Raw genomic sequence first — 15,978 nt, 5'->3', positions numbered from 1 at the left:
TCCTCCAATCAATTATGACAACTCTGCTCTATTTTTTCTAATTTTGATAGCTCTCCAAAACAAACCTTGTGACGGTGAGAAAAAGAATGCCAATGCGAACAAGAATGTTGCGACAAGAACAATTGTTGCACCTGAAGCGAGATTATAAGAGAAACTAAAATATAGCCCTACTACAGATGAAAGTGCACCAATACCTGCCGCTAAATAAATCATGACCCATAAACGGTTTGTTAATAAATAAGCTGTAGCCGCCGGTGTGATAAGCATCGCAACAACTAGAATAATTCCTACAGTTTGAAGTGATGCTACTGTAACCATTGTAAGTAGGATCATTAAGCCATAATGAATCCATTTATTCGGTAATCCATAGCTTTGCGCCATCGTTGGATCAAAAGTAGATACGAGTAATTCTTTGTAAAATAAAATTACAAGACTAATAATGACCACTCCGATGATAAGTGTCATCCACATATCAGAAGAACGAACTGATAGAACATTCCCGAATAAAATATGGTACAAATCAGAACTACTCTTCATAAAGGTAATTAAAATAATTCCTATCGCGAAAACAGATGTAAACATAATCCCTATCGCCATATCATGTTTAATTCGACTATTTTGACTTACAAATCCGATTCCAACTGCAGTAATAACACCTGTTAAAACCGCCCCTATAAAATAGTTCATACCAATCATATAAGAAAGGGCTACGCCTGGAAGAACAGCATGTGAAATGGCATCTCCCATTAAAGCCATACCTCGTAAAATAATAAAACAGCCTATTACCCCGCAAATCACTCCTACCATAACGGAAGTTAATAACGCTTTCTGCAGAAAACCGTACTGCATTAATGCATCTATAAATTCTACAATCTTCATGATGAATGTACCTCCGCTGCATTATTAAACAATATGCCGTGATTCACATACGCTTTTGACATAATAGTTGGTTCTAATACTTGCCTTACTTCTCCGTAATGAATTAAGCTCTTATTCAATAATAGTAATTTATCAAAATAAGATTCTGCTTTACTTAGGTCGTGATGTACTACGACAATTGTTTTCCCTTCTTTACGTAACTCCCTAAGAATTTTAATAATTGTCTCTTCACTTGTTACATCAATTCCAACAAACGGTTCATCTAAGAAGAAGATTTCTGCCTTTTGTGCTAATGCTCTCGCTAAAAAGACACGTTGTTGTTGTCCACCTGAAAGCTCACCGATTTGACGATTCTTAAATTCCTCCATACCGACTTTTTTTAGACATTCAAAAGCCCAATCTCGATGCTCTTTCTTCGGTCTTTTCATCATCCCTAAAGATGGATACGTTCCGATTAGAACAACATCTAAAACTGTAATCGGGAAATCCCAATCTATATCACTCCTTTGTGGTACATAAGCAACATGCTTTCTAGCACTTCGAATATCCTCTCCAAGAACTTGAACATATCCCTTATCACTTGGAATTAGATTTAAAACAGCTTTCATTAAAGTAGATTTCCCCGCACCGTTTGGACCAATAATTCCAACGAGCTTTCCTTTTTCAATATCGAAGGAAACATTTTGAACTACTTGATTCCCTTGATAGGATACAAATAAATCTTTGACAATTATAGCCTTAGTCATTTTCCATGCATTCTCCCTTCTTTTTTTCGTCCGTATAATTATTTTGCACAAAGGCAACTTTTAAACAAAAAAATATAATACGAATGTAAATTCGCACCTAAGTTTCCTTAGGGAAACTTTTTTATATGAGTCAAATTATATAAGTTTGATGCAAATTTGTAAACTATTTTTTATGAATTTATGAATATATAATAAAAATCATTATCATTACTATATAAAATACATTATTCATTTTATGATTTTTTTAAAATGATATTACGGTAAAAAATTAGCACTATAGTATATAAACGAAAGAGCCTACTCATGTAAGTTGGCTCTTTCTCTTTGAAAATATCCAATATGCTCTACAGTAAAAACTATGATTAAACTAATAAAAACTCACCTCCAAACAACACCTCGCCTCTCATATTCCATTCTATATTCAACAGCAGCTGCAATTTGTGGGCTTGCGAACCTTTCCGTGATCCAAAGGCCTAAATCAGTTCCTGAAGTAACTCCTCTTGCAGTAATAATATCGCCTTGATCTACAATTCGGTAATGAAGAAGTTCTGCCCCATATTTACTCATTTCACTCTGCGCCAAATGATGCATTGTTGCCTTTTTATCATTCAATATACCGGATACAGCTAGTAGCATACCTCCTGTACAAACTCCAGCAACAGTCGTTCCTGCTTTGTGCATCTCGCTAATCATTTCGGTCAAAGTACCAAGCTCTGCTTGCTTTCGTGCTCCCTGTTCAGCTTTATGATTCCAGCCACCACCAGGTACAATTAACAAATCTGGACGGTTATCCATTCGTAAAAAATCATGTAGTTTAACCGTAACTCCAAATGAAGTAGTAACTTCTTGTTTTTGTTCACTTGAAACGAATTCAACCGTAAATGGAGCCCCTTCTTCTATTGCTCTTTTGAGTACCTCAAAAGGTGCAAAGGAGACAAGTTCTCCGAAACCATCAAACAATACTATTTGTATTTTCATTTTTAGAACACCTCATATGTTTTGTTTTATAAATCCCAAAGGAAAAGAAAGATTATCTACAAATTAACAATGAAGACAACCTCTCTCCCCTTACTCTATAAACTTTCAAATGTTCCTCTAACCGCTTCGCATCTTCTAATACACTTAGCGTTTTCTTCACAAAATTCCAATTCAAACTACCGGATAGCCATAGTAATGAAGACAGTCTTTTATAATCATTTGAAGTTACAATATTACTAGCCTTATACCCTTCTAAAAATGCACTAGCAACACTTGGACTGACTTCATGTGATTGTATTCCTTCTGTTCGAGAATACCACTTTAGTAAAAAGGCTAGCCCCTCAATACGATCAACATATCCAATCGATTCAAAATCTACAATTCCTTTTACTTGTTCACTTGAGTCCCATAAAACATTCAAAGGATTTAAGTCTGTTTGTACGATAAACTCTAATTCACTCGTATATGCACACGCTATATGATATTTAGCAAGATCTATGTACTCCCGTAATTCCTTACATGCGCTTGCCTTACTTTCTAACATATTAATAAATTCAACATACCCATCCAAATGCAATTTCTTTTGAAAAGTCGAGCTTTGAAATGTACTAGAAATATCATGAATCTTTCTTACTTCCTTTCCGAAGGCTTTTGCGATAGCTTCTGTACAATGCGTAATATGTTTTCCTTCGATCCAATCAGACAATACAAATCGGTACTGTTCATCATTCCAAGTGAATAATGTAAATGACTCCCCTGACGTATTCTTATTAATTTGCATAAAAGGAATTCCATGCTCACGTAAATAATAAGTAAAGCGTACTTGCTCTTTCAATTGTTGGTTTGAAAGCGCTCCAAAAGCTGGATTGATTATTCGATTGCTATTCATAAACCGTGCGGAATATCGCTTTCCATTTACCATGATTTTATAGTGTAAATCTGTATGCCAGCTATTTTTATGTAATTTTTCTTCCACCATTAGTGTATGGATTTCTTTAAAATAATTTATTAATACGTCTTTTATTATGTGTTTCATCCTTTTTTCCTTTCATCTGAAATTTTTTTATTACACACTACTTTTATGATTACTATCTCGATTACTCTAAAGACCAAAATTTTATTCATTTTTAATGATTAGTATTGTTTTATACATATTTAATAGAGGCATACTACCATTTTAACTATATCATTCTCACATAATATTCTGCATTCGTTGAGATAGTTGTTTTAAGCCAATGCAATAGTGACTATATATAGAAAAAAGAGCCAATCCCCTATACAATAGAAGATTGACTCTTTCCCTTATTTACTCCCCTGTTTCAGAAAATCGCTTTATACGTTCACCAATTTCATCACGAACACGTTGAAATTCAGACCACTCTTTTCCTGCTGGATCATCAAATCCCCAGTGAACACGATTCACATGCGGCGGAGTAGATGGACAAACAGAATCCGCATGACTACAAAGTGTAACGACTAAGTCAGCACTATTTAAAATGTTTGCATCAATTATATCTGATGTTTGATTTGTTATATCGATATTCACTTCATTCATTGCTTTAATCGCATTTGGATTCACTCCATGTGCTTCAATACCTGCAGAATACACATTCCACTTATCCCCTAAATATTGTTTGCCCCATGCTTCTGCCATTTGGCTTCGGCATGAATTTCCTGTGCATAAAAAGTAAATTGTCTTTTTGTTTGCCATGTTGTTTTCCACCTTTGTTTTTAAGTTGATTGATCATTAAAATATTTACGTTTAAACCAAAAAGCGACATTTACAAGTGCAATCATGACAGGTACTTCGACTAACGGTCCAATGACAGCTGCGAATGCTGCGCCCGAATGAATACCAAACACACCAACCGCTACCGCAATCGCTAACTCAAAGTTATTACTACCTGCTGTAAATGCTAATGTTGTTGTTACCGGATAGTTTGCACCAATTTTTCTTCCCATAAAGAAAGAAACAAAAAACATTACAATAAAATAGATTAATAACGGAATCGCTATTCTTACTACATCAAGTGGTACACTAACAATCATCTCCCCTTTTAAAGAGAACATAACGATGATCGTAAATAGCAATGCAATTAATGTAAGTGGACTAATTTTAGGTATAAAGACCTTTTCATACCACTGTCTTCCTTTTAACTTAACTAATACAAAACGTGTTAACATACCTGCTATAAAAGGAATTCCCAAATAGATAAATACTGATTTCGCTACTTCTGCCATTGTAATATTAACGATAGCCCCTTCAATTCCTAACCATTCTGGGATTACTGTTACGAACACGTATGCATAAACCGAGAAGAACAACATTTGAAATACCGAGTTAAAAGCCACTAAACCTGCCGCATACTCTTTATCCCCATCAGCAAGGTCATTCCAAACAATTACCATTGCAATACAACGTGCTAACCCAATCATAATGAGTCCAACCATGTATTCTGGTTTATCAGGAAGAAAAATAATTGCTAAAACAAACATAAGTACAGGCCCAATAATCCAGTTTTGTACTAAAGATAAAACCAATACTTTTACATCTTTAAATACTCGGCCCATTTCCTCGTAACGAACCTTTGCTAATGGTGGATACATCATGACAATTAAACCAACAGCAAGCGGAATAGACGTCGTTCCAACCTGTAATGTATTCAGTCCGTCTACTACACTAGGGAACACAAACCCTAAACCAATCCCAACAGCCATCGCTAGAAAGATCCATAGTGTTAAATATCGGTCTAGAAAAGATAAACGTTTCATTTTATTTTCCATCTCCTATTAACAACAAGAATTTTTAGCTACCTCATTTGAAGTCGTGCAACAAGATGGATCTTCAATTTTATGAACATCACTTTGTGCTTTCGTATAAAAGAACTCCCACTCGTTCCCATCAGGATCCGTTATCCAAAACTTATCTTGCACTGCATAGCAACAAGTCGTATCCATCTCATCACGCGCAAAGAAACCTTCTTTTTCTAATCGTTCTTTATGTACTGTAATTTCTTCAGCTGTATCCACTTGAAAACCAAAATGATTTACCTGATTTCCATTCACTTCATCTCGTACGTTCAGCGTGAAATTAAGTCCTGGCGTCTCTAATAAAAATTTTGCATAATCCGTTTTCACCTTAACTGGTGATACACCAAATACCTTTTCATAAAATTCAATAGACTTCTCTAAATTCGTAACGTTTATACCAACGTGAACATATCTCATACCTTATTCCTCCTCTTTATATATCATTAATCAATTTTTTTTGATTAATAGTACAAAATTTTAACAGCAACTACCTTTTCCTGTTTTTCTAAAGATACAGCATAATTCTTCTGATAATAAATTGTTTACTTCCGCATCATTTAAATCATAATAACTCCACGTACCTTTTGTTTCTTTTACAATTAAACCTGCATCTAATAAAATCTTTAAGTGATAGGACAACTTAGATTGCGTCATTTCAAAAATCTCTGTTAAATCACATACACAAGTCTGGCCTCGCTGGCAAAGTTCATACATAATCTCTAAACGTTTTTGATCAGCTAATGCTTTAAATTTTTTCTCATATAACTGAAAATTTTGTGCCATTGTAGTTCACTCTCCTTTCATCAATTTTTTTTGATATTTATAGTATATACGCCGTTTAGTTCTTTATGCAACTAATTCATCAAGTTTTTTAATTTTTAAAAAACCTTCCTCGCATTATATCTTTACAATTAAAAAGACCCTAGTTTATTCAAAAATGAAAACTACGGTTCTTTTTACAACTTAGTAGTTAAAATATTTCTAAGGAATGGAGTTTCTATAGCTACTAAAAAATATTAATCTGATGTTTATAGGGTGCTGCCCCTATAAACAAAACCCACCAGAAACATCTAAAATCTGCCCTGTTACCCAGCGACTATCAGAAGAAGCAAGGAACGCTACTGCATCTGCGATATCTTCAACTTGCCCTATTCGTCCGAAAACAGATGAATTCGTAGCAAAATTTCGTATTTCCGGATTATCTAGCAATTTTTCATTAATATCTGTCTTCGTATATCCAGGCATAATCGTATTCACTGTTATACCTCTTTCTCCAAGATGCTTAGCTAGAGGAAGTGTCATCGTATTTAATGCACCTTTACTTAAACCGTATGCAATTGAGCCTGTAAAACCGAGTCTTACTTCAGCTGACGAAATGTTAATAATACGCCCCTCTGCTCGTAGTAACGGCAATGTTTGCTGAATTAAGAAGAACGGCGCCTTAATATTTACGGACATAATTTCATCAAAAACTTCTTCTGTCGTATTTTCAATCGTTCCTTGTGTACCTATCCCTGCATTGTTTACTAAAATATCAATCTCTGATGTACCAACTTTTATTTGTAATTCATTCTTTAACTGTTCTACTAGCTTTTTGACACCATCAATTGAATTGAGTTCAGCTTCAATTAAGAACGCTTTTCCTCCATTAGATTCAATCTCACTAATCGTTTCATCTGCAGCTGTTTTATTTCGGCCGTAGTGGATTGCAACTAATGCTCCATCTTTCGCCAATCTCATCGCAATCGCACGGCCAATTCCGCGACTCGCTCCTGTTACTAACGCTACTTTCCCATCAAGATTCTTCATTTTCTCCATCCTTCCTAAATTTCCGTTTGATGAATGCTATACTTATATTTTCATACAAACACCAATAATTTTAAATATAGATTTATAGGCAATTTAGTTCGTTCACTTATGATATTATAGTTATAATTTGTGATTTACTTAAAAAAATAAAATAAGGTGGCTACACAATGCAAAACGCAGTAAAATTGGATGAAATCGATCATAAAATTATGAACTTGTTGTATGAAAATGCGAGGATTTCTGTTTCAGAAATCGGACGAATTATATCCATGACGCAACCTGCTGTAAAAGAACGAATTAACAAGCTTGAAGATCAAGGAGTTATAGCAGCTTACCGAACGAAATTTGAGCCTTCCAAAATTAATAAAAACATTCAAGCATTCATCATGTTTAAAACGAGCCAATGCTCTGATTTTATCCAATTTTGTAATGCCGCTCCTGAAGTAACAGATTTATATCGAATTAGTGGGGAGTTTAATTATATGATGAAAGTCATGAGCGATTCGATGGATTCTCTCGCTGCATTTTTAGACTCTTTAATGCAATTTGGCTTGTCGTCTCCTTTAATTGTTTTAAAGAGTGAGTTTGAGGAGAAATTGTCGTTCTAATAAGAGGACACTAAGGTAGAAATATCAAGTGTATGTGAAAAAATTCTTTTATAATATAATAAAACCAGCCATAGGCTGGTTCTTTTTTCATTCAATTTCCTACTAAAAATCCCGGGTATAATCCCCCTTCTCACTTACCCTTGATTCCTCTGCGCCTCTTTAAACTCCTCCTTCACCTTCTCTAACAACCCTTCTTCCGTAATTAATCGATACGCCGTATTTGCTAATGCTTTTGCCGATGTAATTAATGCTTTATCTCCAAGTTCTGAACGTGCTGCTTCTCTAAATTCATTCGTATGTGCAATTAAGTCATCTGGTCCGATTTTAATGTACGGATGGATTGTCGGTACGACTTGACTTACGTTTCCTGCGTCGGTTGAACCGATCCCTACTCTTTCTTTACGATTTACATCTTCACCTAATAGTTCTAGTTCTTCCGCTACGATATCGTTATATGTTTTTGTTACGAGTAATTCATCGATTTCATTTTGGAATTGATGGATTTTTACTTTTGCACCTGTTGCTAACGCTGCTCCCTCAGCAACGTTTCTTACTTTTTCTGTTACTTCTGCACATCTTTTTCGCGTTGCTGCGCGGATGAAGAACCTAGCTGCGGCATAGTCAGGAATAATATTAGGTGCTTTTCCGCCCTCTTTAATAACGCCATGAATTCTCACGTCTGACGGAAGTTGTTGGCGAAGTGCGTTAATACCGTTATAGAGCTGAATAACCGCATCTAATGCATTAATCCCTTCTTCTGGTGAAGCTGCAGCGTGAGCTGTTTTTCCGTAAAAATGAAAATCAAGTGGATCGACTGCTAGTGAAGGACTCGTTGTCGCTGTCTTTCCGCTTGGATGAATCATAAGCGCCGCATCAATGTCTTTAAATAAACCTGCCTTTACATAACTTGATTTCGCGCTACCATTTGGCCCGCCTTCTTCTGCTGGTGTACCAAACACAACAACTTCCCCGCCAATTTCTTCAAGCGTTTCTGATAATGCAATTGCTGCTGCAACGCTAATTGTGCCAATTAAATTGTGACCACACGCATGACCGAGTCCTGGTAAAGCGTCATACTCTGCTAAAAATGCGATGACTGGTCCTTTTTTTCCTGAACTTTTTCGCGCAATAAAACCTGTTTCATGTCCAGCTATATTGTGTTGCAGCTGAAAACCAGCACTCCCTAGTAATAAACTTAACGTTCTTGATGCGTAAAACTCTTGGTTTCCGATCTCCGGATTCGCATGAATGTCATGACTTGTTTCTATGTACTTTTCCTTATTTCTTTCTATACTTTCTTCAATTGCTTTTCTTTGTGACGCTACTCCTGTCGCTCCCATTTTTCTTCCTCCTTTATTTTCACGTAAAAAAGCCTCTTTCTAAAAGATAGAAAGAGGCTTCTGTATATACAGTCAAAATGAGCTTCTTTCTTATCTTTCAAGTTACCTTGCTGGAATTGGCACAGTATTCATAACGAATCCGCTGCCGAGGTATCATAGGGCCAGTCCCTCCACCTCTCGCGATAAGAATTTTCATAAAATTATATTAAATTACATTTATTCTAAGTTCATTCCAATTAAAAGTCAAGGAATTCCTATCCGAATTTACCGAATATCTAAAAATCCTTTTAATACACCAATTGTTTCTGGTGCTTGCAGTCTTGCACATATGTACGGGAATTCCGTACTACCTTCAAACATCATTTGAGATGTGAGAGGTGCGCCTGCCCAGAAGATTTCATCATCAATTACAATAAACGGGAATGCTTTATTTTGTCTTTGTAACTTTACATTTTTCAGCGGAACTGGTCCGTCACTATAAACTGTTATTTGTGCATTTGTACGCATTAACGCTTGCCATACTCGTTTATCTACTTGTTTCGTACTTGGAAGTGAAATAATAATGTTTCGTTTTGCGGCTAAAATATCTTTTAATAGCCCTTTCGTTTCCTCAAGATTCATTTCCATAAACCAGCGTAGACGTTTCGAAATTTTCCGTTCCCACAATTGTCTTGATGTCGTGCGGTCATACACATCTCCATGACGTTCTATATGAGCTGTTAATTGTGATAACGCTTGTTTTCTCGAAAGGTTTTTACGCATATAATGGCAATCTGATAATTGAATGAACTTCCCTCTCGCCCTTGTCACTGCTACATTGACGAGCCGATGATTTTTATGGTCAAAGAATAACACGCCAGGTCGTTCTTGCGGATAACTGTCAACCGTATCAAAGATCATCATATCTCTTTCAGAACCTTGGAACTTATGAACTGTCGCCGCTAAAACTGGTATGTTTTGATATTTCGTTCTCTGCAACATTTCTCTAATACACGTCGATAAAAAACGTGACTGCGCCCTGTAAGGTGTCACAACACCAATCGACTGAACACCGTCTAACAATCCGATTAACATCATTTGCATCGCTACTAAACCAGACATAATGTTAAAACGTGAACCAGAAGCAGCATCTTTTAACGAAAAAGCTCCCATTTGGCTCGTATCAAATAAAACACTCGCTTCATTTGCGAACGGCTGCAATTGCGCAAGTTCTTTACGCTCTGAAACAGACGGATGATCATATACTCTGTTTTTATAAATAAATGAATTCGTAAACTTCGATATATCCGCATGCATACGTCTTTGTTCCTGCAACATAAATAGATTTGGATGTGCTTCTGATTTATTTACAGAATCAACAATCCCAGCGTGGTAAAACATATCTTCCCCAAGCCATTTGCGAACGAGTTCATGGTTCGCCATCGCAATTGGAGGTAATTGTAAAAAATCACCACAAACGACGATACGTTTTCCAAGTGAAGCAGCTAATGCGATTTGCGGAACGAACGCCATACTCACTTCATCTACGACAACTAAATCAAATGTACGCTCATAAATTAGCGCATCAATTGCACATTTTGATAGAGTTGCACCAATTACTTTCGCATTTTCAATATATTCTTTTTCTACTTCTTTAATTTTCGCTTTTTGCTTTCGAAGATCACTTTCAATCTCTTGTATACGCTTCTTATCAGCAGATGTTGCTTTATACGATAAGATTTTTTCACGAAGATCTTGTCGTGTCTCTTCTAAATAGAGTCTTTCCTCACCCCAAGATCCGTTCGTCGTTTCAACTAACTTAGATGCAAGTAACGTTTCATGATTTCGTATATGTTCATGTTGACTATAACCGTAACGAACAATTTCGCCAGGCGTCCATTTCTTTTTCTTTTCAATTTGCTTCGTTACTTCACTCATTAATACGTCTACTGCCGCGTTACTATGAGCTAACACAAGTACCGATTTTCCTTTTTGATAATGAGCCGAAATAATACGTGATAAATTGTAAGACTTCCCTGTTCCAGGTGGTCCCCATACGTACGTTGTCGGATTGTAAAACGAGCGATATGCCAGTTCATTTTTCGGATTTTTCATCTTCTCAATATGCTTCGGACTACTCGTCCCATCAACGAGACGCTTTATACGATTACGTTTCAACTTATCTTTACGTGCTTCTTTCAATCGCTCTTGCAGTTGCTCTAAAAGTTGCCACGGTTCACTGTATAAAACCGCTTCTCTTATTTCACCTTGTATATAATCATTTAATTTCAATTCTATTTCTAATCCATGTACAGATAATACTTCTCCTGTCGCTTCCTCACCATCGAACTCAATTCGAATTGGTGAACCTTCAGGTAAGCTTACTTCCGAAATAAGCTGAAATACATACACTGTATTCTCATAATCTGTATATAAAAAACGACCGTTCATGATAGAAATTTTACTACCACCTATCGTTTTCCAATGTTTAATTTCATATGCTAATGCATAATGCCACTCTTTCATCGTTTCCGATAATGAAGGAGTTTGAGTAGGTGTATTCATCGTATAATCTCCTTCCTTCTCCCCAAACATACTTTCTCACTATACCATACAACACGCTAAAATTTGTAAGGTTTTTATCTTGCTTATTTTCTCAATTTTCAATATTATTTTATATATAATTTTCAGAAAGAAGGAATCTACATGCCAGTTAGAAGAATCGAACACGTAGGACTTATGGTTGCAAACTTAGAAACATCTATCTCATTTTATGAAGAAGTAGTTGGCTTACAGCTCATTAAACGTATGGGACACCCGAATCCAGACTTAAAACTCGCTTTTTTAGGTGTAGAAGAATCGAAGGAAACGATACTCGAACTCATTGAAGGCTACAATTCTTCTCTTCCGGCAGAAGGAAAAGTACATCACATTTGCTTTAAAGTGGATTCATTAGAAGATGAAATCGAAAAACTAAGAAAACACGAAGTAACTTTTTTACTAGGAGATGCAATCGAAACATTACCAGATGGAACACGTTACATATTCTTCGCTGGTCCTGATGGGGAGTGGATTGAGTTTTTTGAGACGGAGAGATAGAGTGAAACTTTACATCAGAGGCCATCCCCTCTGATTATTAACCCACATCGGTCAAGCCATTTAATCGAGCTAGTTTGTGGGAGGTGGAAAAGCATGAAAAAATTTTCTCGAATAGGAAAAATATTATTAGGTTTTGGCGCGGGTCAATTGTTTTGGGGGCTTATAATGCTTAATGGAACTAATTTATTTGAGCACACGGGTAGCACTGTGAAGTATAGTATTCTAATCACCGGAACAGTTTGTTGCATTGCATCTAACTTTTTTAGAGAACCACAGAACTAACTAATAAGTGAGTTATACTTCCTGTTATAAATAACTTTATTATCAACATAAGGAGTAGAAACTGATGAATACAGTTTTTATTATCGTTTTTTGGGTACTTATACTATTTCCACTTCTTAATATAATCCTGATAAAGAAGTGGAATATAAGTCCCATTGATCTCATGGGGGTGTAACACCTTCTTTTTCAAATTCAAAGAAAAGTTTTTATTTTTCAGCATAAAGCATTATAACTCAACTGTTTTCATACAAAATTTTATGCCAAAAAAGAAAAGCGAGGATTCCTCATATCCCCGCTACATCAATGATGTATAAAATCCTACATAAGAGATACATAGACAAAAAAACAAGAACCCCTGTACATACAAGGATTCTATGAAATTATTTGCTACCGATAATGAGACGTTATGTTAACTCTCTATGAATATCATATACAACCAAAAATATACAACATACCACTTTTTCTAAATGGTACAATTAGGAAAAAGGAGAAAAAGTATGAAAAATAAAATACCTCTAATAACATTCATTTTAGCTGCTTTATTTGTAGCTGGAGGTTTTGCATTCTTCTACTGGATCAAAACATTCCCATTCAACTAAAAAAACCTAAGTGCCAATAACGAGAATTATGTAAATAAGCAGTCCATGTGGACAGCTTATTATTTTTTTGCTTAGCGTGCAAAATTCGCATCTTGTGGGTGGTACCCCATCGCTATCAAGCTAAGCTCATACAACATCAAAGTCATTACAGCTCCATGAGTGCCTAATACTACTTTCTGTCCTCGGTAGGTGTTTAATAATTCTTTTAAGACTTTTATAGCATGTTTCTGACAGTCGATATTAGACTCTCCTCACGTTAAAGGAAATTCGGGGTCTAAGTTAGGATTTTTACTTTCAAAAATATCTTAGCGTATAAGGGGATAGGAAACAATTCCCGGTATTAGGGGCCACTCTGGGATTTGATTACAAATAAAAAAGAACTTTATTCAAGTCCCTTTAATCTACGATAAAGATCGACCTAACTTACACATGTAATTTTTCATATTTGTTTAAAAATCAAATATATATTCTCTACACTCCCCAGTTATCAGTAGTTCATGTATTTAAAAATCTCAAAAGGTCCTTTTAGATTTTCTGAAGAGACTTTTTACTTAAATAAAGTATACTAAAAGCCGTAGGAGTTTAATGCCTACCACTTTGTAAAAGGATCTTGATTCACTATAAAATATCCTCTATAGGTTTATTCTTAAAATTTACTTTTAACTTGATGTTGATGTGACGTAATCTTAAATATTTAGAAATTTAAAAAGCCCCCTAATATTGTTAAAGGGGCTTTACTCATACGAATGATAATTTTTATAAATAATTGCTAAATAGTGAATTTACATAAATGCTTTTAGAAGCTCTTGAACTAATGGGATTGCTCCACCTATAAATTTTAAAACTGCCATTGCGATTTCCATATTATTTCCTCCTCTTTTGTTAGTACTGGGATGTGATTAAACTTTATACCCTTATTACAGTAAACGCTTACATTTGTAACAATACATTTCTGTATGCAATATTGCATATTTATACGTTTTGACAATATTTGACCTCTATTAGTCATTCTTTAATGGTACCATAACGAAGTGAGAGTCTTTAAGGGTTCTCCTTAATAGGAGGAAATATGGAGAAAGTGCAAGATATTTACAGTAATCTAAAATTTAAAAGTTGGTTTAAACAAGTATTAGCTGTAGGAGGAATATTAGGATTCTGCTACTTGGTGTTATATGGTTTCTGTTTTTTAGTTGATATGTAAATATTATACAACTATACTAGTGGAGTCTTGCCTACAGAGGTAAGACTCTTTTATTGTACTTGAGATGAACAAACTACATACAATAGTCTTCAGTTTCTCTTTATGGTTCCTTGTTCCTCTATGTTCTAGACCCACTATTCCCTATCATTGAAAGTAAATAAACTTCTATTTAAAAATTTCCATTTATATTAAAAAGCAAAGCATAAGTTGTATTCCATTTCGGTACAATTTTTTATCTTTGAAAAGGACTTAAATCTTATTAATAGATTTGAGTCTTTTTTGCATACGTTAATCTCTATATAACCATATAAATATAATATATTAAAAACAATTTAAATGCAAGAATACTTGTAGAGGAACCGCCAGCACTTCGGAAAAAAACAAGTTAAGCTAAAAAATACAATAAGCTGCCCATATGGACAGCTTATTTACATAATTTTCTTTATTGGAAGTACACTTAAGGCCATTTTTAACTTAATAGGAGTCTAATATCTCAAGTTTCTTAGCTAATACCCAGCTATTTAGACCTAAATATGCATAAATATTGTAATAAAAATAATTCCCGTTTCTCAATGTTCCCTATAATCCTTTAATATCTTCATAGAATATAGGCCAACCTTGCATTAAGATATTATATATATATTTCTTACTACAATTATGGACGGTATTATCCTTGTTGCAGTTTTAATTTTAATCAAGTCTATTGTAATTATACAGATTGAAATACCTATTCAATTTCAAAAATAGTAAAGGAAATGTATATAAAAAGATCACTTGTCTTAGAAACAAGTGATCTTTTCATTAGATATACTGCAACTTGCTAACAGCAGGTAATTGTTATCCTATTCATCTGTTCAATAGGTATTATAATACATTTTTTAGTTATATAGACGGAATTGTTTCTAATGAAATGAGACCAAAAATATTTCAAAAGGTACCATAAATTATTTAGTGCTTTAAAAATGCAATTTTGAACCTTTCGAAGCACTAAATCAAGTAGATTTTAATAAACTTCAAACTTTGTCTGCATCAGGATCTCACAATTGAGCCTGAGTAATTAATGCTGTCAACATAACAAAAAGAGTCCTGATTGAAACAAACTCTTTTATGAGTTTTTACAAGTATAAACTTTTAAACACATAATTACATTTCTATTATTTATTTTACCACTTGTACAGATGCTGGTTTCCACCCCTGATTCTCTACCCAATCAATATTAACCTTATATTTTTTATTACTTTGTTTATCTCGTACATTACCGTAGGCTTTATTATTACCATTATTTCCAATAAAATCGAAAATCAATTGGCTCTCAGGAACATCAACAGCATAAGAGATTGCTTTTTTCATCTCACTCCAATCTACTGTTCCTTCTTTAAATTTCATTTCAGGTTTTGCTCCTTGCTCTGTACCAATTGGCTTCCATGAAGGATTAGTTTGAGGATCCTTTTCTTGAGATACTGTTTTTTCTTCCTCTTTATTTTCATTTCCGTTCGTTTTTACCGATTTTTCTACTTTTTGTTTCCCTTCTAACTGTGCTGCTTCTTTATCTTCGCTTTTCTTTTCTTCTATCTTTGCTATTTCTTTATCTTCAGTTTTCTTCTCTTCTAACTTTATTGCTTCTTTATCTTCAGTTTTCTTCTCTTC

16 protein-coding genes, 2 pseudogenes and 1 riboswitch are annotated in these 15,978 nt (G+C 34.7%); of the genes and pseudogenes, 4 read left to right on the top strand and 14 right to left on the bottom strand.

All coding sequences use genetic code 11. From position 1 onward, the window contains the following. Nucleotides 1-12 precede the first annotated feature (12 nt). From RT27_RS19855 to RT27_RS19815, 9 genes are all read right to left on the bottom strand, one after another. A complete protein-coding gene (locus tag RT27_RS19855; RefSeq protein WP_043937143.1) occupies nt 13-879 on the bottom strand; it encodes a metal ABC transporter permease in 867 nt (288 codons plus the stop codon). Next, entirely contained in the window at nt 876-1,625 is a 750-nt protein-coding gene (locus RT27_RS19850) for a metal ABC transporter ATP-binding protein (protein WP_043937142.1), read from the bottom strand. Before RT27_RS19850 ends, RT27_RS19855 begins: the two co-directional genes overlap by 4 nt. Before the next feature lie 378 nt (nt 1,626-2,003). Continuing rightward, complete coding sequence (locus RT27_RS19845; RefSeq protein WP_029442728.1) at nt 2,004-2,603, bottom strand: DJ-1/PfpI family protein; 600 nt, start codon at nt 2,601-2,603, stop codon at nt 2,004-2,006. A 52-nt stretch (nt 2,604-2,655) separates the two neighbouring features. After that, nucleotides 2,656-3,639, bottom strand: a complete 984-nt coding sequence (locus RT27_RS19840; RefSeq protein WP_043937140.1) for a phosphotransferase — start codon at nt 3,637-3,639, stop codon at nt 2,656-2,658. A 270-nt stretch (nt 3,640-3,909) separates the two neighbouring features. Next, the gene (gene arsC, locus RT27_RS19835; protein ID WP_043937137.1) at nt 3,910-4,314 is read right to left on the bottom strand and encodes an arsenate reductase (thioredoxin); all 405 of its coding nucleotides are present in this window, start codon (nt 4,312-4,314) and stop codon (nt 3,910-3,912) included. 20 nt (nt 4,315-4,334) lie between these two features. Continuing rightward, nucleotides 4,335-5,375: an ACR3 family arsenite efflux transporter gene (gene arsB, locus RT27_RS19830; protein WP_016081037.1), complete on the bottom strand. Its 1,041-nt coding sequence runs from the start codon at nt 5,373-5,375 to the stop codon at nt 4,335-4,337. 18 nt (nt 5,376-5,393) lie between these two features. Further along, complete coding sequence (locus RT27_RS19825) at nt 5,394-5,831, bottom strand: ArsI/CadI family heavy metal resistance metalloenzyme (RefSeq protein ID WP_016081036.1); 438 nt, start codon at nt 5,829-5,831, stop codon at nt 5,394-5,396. Between the two features lie 60 nt (nt 5,832-5,891). Beyond that, nucleotides 5,892-6,197 (bottom strand): arsenical resistance operon transcriptional regulator ArsR, encoded by a 306-nt coding sequence (arsR, locus tag RT27_RS19820; RefSeq protein ID WP_000068188.1) that lies wholly within the window; start codon nt 6,195-6,197, stop codon nt 5,892-5,894. Nucleotides 6,198-6,458: 261 nt separating this feature from the next. Next, nucleotides 6,459-7,223 (bottom strand): SDR family oxidoreductase, encoded by a 765-nt coding sequence (locus RT27_RS19815; protein ID WP_016081035.1) that lies wholly within the window; start codon nt 7,221-7,223, stop codon nt 6,459-6,461. 167 nt (nt 7,224-7,390) lie between these two features. On the opposite strand from RT27_RS19815, the gene RT27_RS19810 reads away from it, so the two are divergent. Next, entirely contained in the window at nt 7,391-7,831 is a 441-nt protein-coding gene (locus RT27_RS19810) for an Lrp/AsnC family transcriptional regulator (RefSeq protein ID WP_001178565.1), read from the top strand. A 134-nt stretch (nt 7,832-7,965) separates the two neighbouring features. Here RT27_RS19810 and RT27_RS19805 read toward each other — a convergent pair whose 3' ends face one another. Then, complete coding sequence (locus RT27_RS19805) at nt 7,966-9,171, bottom strand: M20 family metallopeptidase (RefSeq protein WP_043937135.1); 1,206 nt, start codon at nt 9,169-9,171, stop codon at nt 7,966-7,968. Nucleotides 9,172-9,258: 87 nt separating this feature from the next. Next, a riboswitch (SAM riboswitch) is annotated at nt 9,259-9,360 on the bottom strand. Between the two features lie 75 nt (nt 9,361-9,435). Then, complete coding sequence (locus RT27_RS19800; protein WP_043937134.1) at nt 9,436-11,745, bottom strand: AAA domain-containing protein; 2,310 nt, start codon at nt 11,743-11,745, stop codon at nt 9,436-9,438. Between the two features lie 111 nt (nt 11,746-11,856). Here RT27_RS19800 and RT27_RS19795 point away from each other — a divergent pair, with 111 nt between their 5' ends. Together RT27_RS19795 and RT27_RS19790 are read left to right on the top strand one after the other, a co-directional pair. After that, complete coding sequence (locus RT27_RS19795; RefSeq protein WP_043937132.1) at nt 11,857-12,249, top strand: VOC family protein; 393 nt, start codon at nt 11,857-11,859, stop codon at nt 12,247-12,249. A gap of 93 nt (nt 12,250-12,342) precedes the next feature. Further along, on the top strand, nt 12,343-12,531 hold the full coding sequence (locus tag RT27_RS19790; protein WP_016081030.1) for a hypothetical protein: 189 nt from the start codon (nt 12,343-12,345) through the stop codon (nt 12,529-12,531). Nucleotides 12,532-13,201: 670 nt separating this feature from the next. Here RT27_RS19790 and RT27_RS35825 read toward each other — a convergent pair. Next, nucleotides 13,202-13,408, bottom strand: a pseudogene (locus RT27_RS35825) (histidine phosphatase family protein); the annotation flags it as partial. A gap of 504 nt (nt 13,409-13,912) precedes the next feature. Then, nucleotides 13,913-14,100 (bottom strand): annotated as a pseudogene (locus tag RT27_RS36260) (hypothetical protein). A gap of 99 nt (nt 14,101-14,199) precedes the next feature. Here RT27_RS36260 and RT27_RS36130 point away from each other — a divergent pair. Continuing rightward, the gene (locus RT27_RS36130) at nt 14,200-14,331 is read left to right on the top strand and encodes a hypothetical protein (protein ID WP_254913550.1); all 132 of its coding nucleotides are present in this window, start codon (nt 14,200-14,202) and stop codon (nt 14,329-14,331) included. Nucleotides 14,332-15,489: 1,158 nt separating this feature from the next. Here the strand turns inward: RT27_RS36130 and RT27_RS19780 are convergent. Then, the coding region (locus RT27_RS19780) for a YrrS family protein (protein WP_043937131.1) at nt 15,490-15,978 on the bottom strand (489 nt) is incomplete at its 5' end.

The organism is Bacillus sp. L_1B0_5 (assembly GCF_000836715.1).
GTDB lineage: Bacteria > Bacillota > Bacilli > Bacillales > Bacillaceae_G > Bacillus_A > Bacillus_A thuringiensis_S.
The sequence above is the reverse complement of the archived record's forward strand: the minus strand, read 5'-3'. Positions and strand labels throughout refer to the sequence as shown.

Bases quoted from the DNA above. Each gene is read 5' to 3' on its own strand.
- RT27_RS19855 (WP_043937143.1), bottom strand. From the start codon at position 879: ATGAAGATTGTAGAATTTATAGATGCATTAATGCAGTACGGTTTTCTG.
- RT27_RS19850 (WP_043937142.1), bottom strand. From the start codon at position 1,625: ATGACTAAGGCTATAATTGTCAAAGATTTATTTGTATCCTATCAAGGG.
- RT27_RS19845 (WP_029442728.1), bottom strand. From the start codon at position 2,603: ATGAAAATACAAATAGTATTGTTTGATGGTTTCGGAGAACTTGTCTCC.
- RT27_RS19840 (WP_043937140.1), bottom strand. From the start codon at position 3,639: ATGAAACACATAATAAAAGACGTATTAATAAATTATTTTAAAGAAATC.
- arsC (WP_043937137.1), bottom strand. From the start codon at position 4,314: ATGGCAAACAAAAAGACAATTTACTTTTTATGCACAGGAAATTCATGC.
- arsB (WP_016081037.1), bottom strand. From the start codon at position 5,375: ATGAAACGTTTATCTTTTCTAGACCGATATTTAACACTATGGATCTTT.
- RT27_RS19825 (WP_016081036.1), bottom strand. From the start codon at position 5,831: ATGAGATATGTTCACGTTGGTATAAACGTTACGAATTTAGAGAAGTCT.
- arsR (WP_000068188.1), bottom strand. From the start codon at position 6,197: ATGGCACAAAATTTTCAGTTATATGAGAAAAAATTTAAAGCATTAGCT.
- RT27_RS19815 (WP_016081035.1), bottom strand. From the start codon at position 7,223: ATGAAGAATCTTGATGGGAAAGTAGCGTTAGTAACAGGAGCGAGTCGC.
- RT27_RS19810 (WP_001178565.1), top strand. From the start codon at position 7,391: ATGCAAAACGCAGTAAAATTGGATGAAATCGATCATAAAATTATGAAC.
- RT27_RS19805 (WP_043937135.1), bottom strand. From the start codon at position 9,171: ATGGGAGCGACAGGAGTAGCGTCACAAAGAAAAGCAATTGAAGAAAGT.
- RT27_RS19800 (WP_043937134.1), bottom strand. From the start codon at position 11,745: ATGTTTGGGGAGAAGGAAGGAGATTATACGATGAATACACCTACTCAA.
- RT27_RS19795 (WP_043937132.1), top strand. From the start codon at position 11,857: ATGCCAGTTAGAAGAATCGAACACGTAGGACTTATGGTTGCAAACTTA.
- RT27_RS19790 (WP_016081030.1), top strand. From the start codon at position 12,343: ATGAAAAAATTTTCTCGAATAGGAAAAATATTATTAGGTTTTGGCGCG.
- RT27_RS36130 (WP_254913550.1), top strand. From the start codon at position 14,200: ATGGAGAAAGTGCAAGATATTTACAGTAATCTAAAATTTAAAAGTTGG.